Origin of the sequence: Dietzia sp. DQ11-44, assembly GCF_014145205.1 — a bacterium.
GTDB classification, from domain to species: domain Bacteria; phylum Actinomycetota; class Actinomycetes; order Mycobacteriales; family Mycobacteriaceae; genus Dietzia; species Dietzia natronolimnaea.
The window spans coordinates 1-3,789 of record NZ_JAALEC010000597.1; the positions used below are offsets into that span (position 1 = coordinate 1).

General features: G+C 68.2%; 4 protein-coding genes and 1 riboswitch. Of the genes, 1 reads left to right on the plus strand and 3 read right to left on the minus strand.

All coding sequences use genetic code 11. From position 1 onward, the window contains the following. Positions 1-133: 133 nt before the first annotated feature. From G6018_RS13975 to G6018_RS13985, 3 genes are all read right to left on the minus strand, one after another. Positions 134-1,138, minus strand: coding sequence for an ABC transporter substrate-binding protein (locus G6018_RS13975; RefSeq protein ID WP_182639934.1), 1,005 nt, complete (start codon positions 1,136-1,138; stop codon positions 134-136). 115 nt (positions 1,139-1,253) lie between these two features. Then, positions 1,254-1,387, minus strand: a riboswitch (cobalamin riboswitch). Between the two features lie 61 nt (positions 1,388-1,448). After that, positions 1,449-1,730, minus strand: a complete 282-nt coding sequence (locus G6018_RS13980) for an Lrp/AsnC ligand binding domain-containing protein (RefSeq protein ID WP_179523957.1) — start codon at positions 1,728-1,730, stop codon at positions 1,449-1,451. A gap of 34 nt (positions 1,731-1,764) precedes the next feature. Next, positions 1,765-2,139 carry an SgcJ/EcaC family oxidoreductase gene (locus tag G6018_RS13985; RefSeq protein ID WP_182639935.1) on the minus strand — a complete coding sequence of 125 codons (375 nt, stop codon included), beginning with the start codon at positions 2,137-2,139 and terminating at the stop codon, positions 1,765-1,767. Positions 2,140-2,316: 177 nt separating this feature from the next. Between G6018_RS13985 and G6018_RS13990 the strand changes: the two genes are divergently transcribed. Further along, a complete protein-coding gene (locus tag G6018_RS13990) occupies positions 2,317-3,750 on the plus strand; it encodes a sugar porter family MFS transporter (RefSeq protein WP_182639936.1) in 1,434 nt (477 codons plus the stop codon). Positions 3,751-3,789 lie beyond the last annotated feature (39 nt).

Sequence of the window (3,789 nt, forward strand, 5' to 3'; positions counted from 1 at the left end):
CGGGCTGGTCTCGCGGCCCGGGCTGGTGGCGCGGAACGGTGACGGGAGGCGGGACGACGCCGAGGGGCGGCTCGGAGCCGGTGTCGCCGCATCGCCCGCGCCACCGCCACGGTCGTGGACGACCGTCGCCATATCAGCCACCGAAGGCGTCGGGGTGGAGCTCGCGGGCGATCGTCTCCACCGAGGTCGCCATCCGCGAACTCTCGAAGAAGTCGGCCAGGGGGACCACCACGATGCGGTCGTCGCGGATCGCCGGCGTGGTGGCCATGATGGGCTGGTTACGCAGGTACTCGATCTTGTCCTCGGCGCTGGTGGCCCCGTAGTCGAGCACGACGATCGCCTCCGGTCGGCGTTCGCCGAGGATCTCCCACGTGGTCTTGAGGTAGGGCCGGTCGCCCTCGATGAAGATGTTGTCGGCTCCCGCGTACTCGCCGATCAGCTGGCCGATGCCGACGCCGCCGATCGTCATGGGCTCCGCCTCACCGCTGTCGTAGAAGAACGTCGGGGTCCCCGTCACGCCGGCCTCGTCCAGGGTGGCGCGGACCGACTCGATCCGGTCGACGATGCGGTCGGTGAGCTGCTGCGCACCCTCCTCGACGCCGAGGACCCGGCCCAGCTGGGAGAAGTCGGTCTCGAGCATGGAGACGTCCGGGAACCCGTCGCCGCAGTACTCGGAGAACAGGAAGGTGTCGATGCCCGCCGCGTCGAGCGCGTCCCGGCTCCGGCCCTCCTTCTCGTCGAACGCGCTGCGCATGCCGGCCACCACGAGGTCGGGTTCCAGATCGACGATCTGCTCCCAGCTGGGATACTCCTCGGCCAACCCGGGAATCGCCTCGAGTTCCTCGGCGACCTCCGGCAGGACGTCCTCGCGATCGGCATAGCCCCGGCCGACGATCCGATCCCCCGCACCCATCTGGATGAGGGTCTCCGTGACGTGGGCGTTCATCGTGATGATGCGCTCGGGCGGGGCGTCGAACGTGGACTCACGCTCGCAGTTGGTGATGGTCACCGGCTCGGCGAACGCCTCATTCGAGGTGGCGTTCTCCTGAGCCTCGCCGCGGGAGCAGCCCGCGACGACGACGCCCGTGACGAGCAGCGCGGCGAGCGCCGTGGTGGACCTGGACTGGCGACGGAACATGATCAGACCTCGGATCGTGTCGTGTGCCCACGAACACACGAGACCCGCAGGTGGGCGACCGTCGACACCGGCCACCGACCGTGCAGGACTCCGGATCGCAGACCGCGGCGATGGACAGAGTCGCGTACCTCCGGGCAGGTAATCGGGCTCGTCGTCACCGAGGTGACGGCACACCGTTGCGGGTCAGCGCCGGATTCTCACCGGTCTTCCCCTGCGTATCCGGAGATCAGCAAGTCGTGATGACAGTATGCACATCCGCCGCGACCGACGTGGCAGCACCTCCCCGGAACTGTGCGCACCGGGGAGGGGCCTACTCGTCGTACCCCAGGGAGAACGCCGCCTCGAGGTCGTGCTTGGACAGCGCGCGGAACGCGATGTGCGTCTCGGTGTCGACCACACCCGGGACCTTGTTCAGGCGGTCGGAGACGATGTCGGCCACCTCCTCGTTGCGGCGGGCCCGCACGAGCACGATGAGGTCGATGGTGCCCGTCACCGAGTACACCTCGGAGACCCCGTCGATCTCGGCGATCGCCTCGGCGACCTCGGGGATGCGCGCCGTCTCGGCGTGGACGAAGACGATGGCGGTGATCATGGCCTGAAGGGTAGTCCAGTCGCGCGGCCCCGGTTCAGCGCATGTTCTCCGGCGTCCAGTACGCGCGCATCGAACGGATCTTGCCCTGCTCGTCGTGGGTCATGAGGTCCCACACGTTGATGGTGGCCTTGGAGTCGGCGTCGAAGTGGGTGGTGATCTCGAAGTTGAACAGCAGGTCGTCACCGCAGACCCGTGCCTCGATCACCTCGCCCTCGATCTTCAGCGCCACCACGGACGAGTAGAACTCGCGGATGGCCGCCTTGCCCTCGTGGACGGTGCCGTTGCCGACCGGGTCCTCGACCGTGGCGTTCTCGGCGTAGAGGTCCAGAACCGCCTCGAGGTCGCCGGCGACCAGCGCGGCGATGTAGGAGTCGGCGGTGGCACGGATCTGCTCGGGGGAGGCACTCACGGCGGTGGCCCTTTCGGTATGACGACGAGACACCTCGAGCCTAGAACGTGTTCTCGATCAGAGCGTTCGTACGCCGCAATCGATAAAGAATACGTGACTTGCGCCACATTGGTAGCGGGCCTACGCTCCGTTCACCAGACATCAGGACGTCCATCCGGCCCGGGAACGGGGTACGCCATGTCCACACGGAACGTCTCGGCCAGGAGCTCGGACGAGGAGTCCTTCCACACCGGCAGGGTGGTGATCATCTCCCTGGTCGCCGCGCTCGGCGGGTTCCTCTTCGGCTTCGACACCGCCGTCATCAACGGCGCGGTGGACGCCGTCCAGGAGACCTTCGGCATGAACGCCGGTCTCACCGGGTTCGTCGTCTCCTCGGCCCTGCTCGGCTGTATCGCCGGCGCGTATCTCGCGGGCCGCCTCGCCGACCGCTGGGGGCGCACCCGCGTCATGGTCCTGGCCTCGGCGCTGTTCACCGTCAGTGCGATCGGCTCCGGGCTCGCGTTCGGCCCGTGGGACCTCATCCTGTGGCGGGTGGTCGGTGGCCTGGGCGTCGGCGCGGCCTCGGTCATCGCGCCGGCGTACATCGCCGAGGTGGCCCCGCCCTCGATACGCGGCCGCCTCGGGTCACTCCAGCAGCTCGCGATCGTCTCCGGCATCTTCGTGGCCCTGCTCTCCGACGCCTGGCTGGCAGCCGTGGCCGGTGGCGCGATCGAGGAGCTGTGGCTGGGGATCCAGGCCTGGCGCTGGATGTTCCTCACCGAGCTGGTCCCCGCGATCACCTACGGCGTACTGGCGCTCATGATCCCGGAATCCCCCCGCTACCTGCTGGCCAAGGGGCTGGTCGGCGAGGCGAGGGACGTCCTGCGCACCATCCAGTCCAGCGGCGTCGACAACCGGATCAAGGAGATCCGTGCGACGGTCCGCGAGGACAGGAAGCGGTCGTGGCAGGACATGCTCAACCCGAGCGGCAGGAACCTCCTGCCGATCGTGTGGATCGGCATCGTGCTGTCCGTCTTCCAGCAGGCCGTGGGCATCAACGTGATCTTCTACTACTCCACGTCCCTCTGGCAGTCGGTCGGCTTCACCGAGGCGGACGCGCTCACCCAGACCGTCATCACCTCGGTCACGAACATCGTCGTGACGATCGTGGCCATCGCGCTGATCGACAAGATCGGGCGTCGCAGGCTGCTCATGACCGGTTCGGTCGGCATGACCGTCTCGCTCGCGGTGATGGCCCTGATGTTCAGCACCGCCACGATGGGTCCGGGGCCCGACGGCGAACTCGCTCCCCAACTCGGCGACACCCAGGGGCTCGTCGCGCTGATCGCCGCCAACGGTTTCGTCGTGTTCTTCGGGATGTCCTGGGGCCCGGCGGTGTGGGTGCTGCTCGGCGAGATGTTCAACAACCGCATCCGCACGGCGGCTCTCGGCCTGGCCGCGGCCGCCCAGTGGTTGGCAAACTTCGCGGTCTCCACCGCGTTCCCGCCGATGGCCGAGTTCAGCCTGACGTTCACCTACGGCTTCTACGCGGTGTCTGCGCTGCTGTCCTTGCTGTTCGTGGCCAAGTTCATCCCGGAGACCACCGGCCGCTCGCTCGAGGACATGGAGTAGCCCGGCCCCCGCGCAGGCGCTCCGCCGATCCCCCCCCCC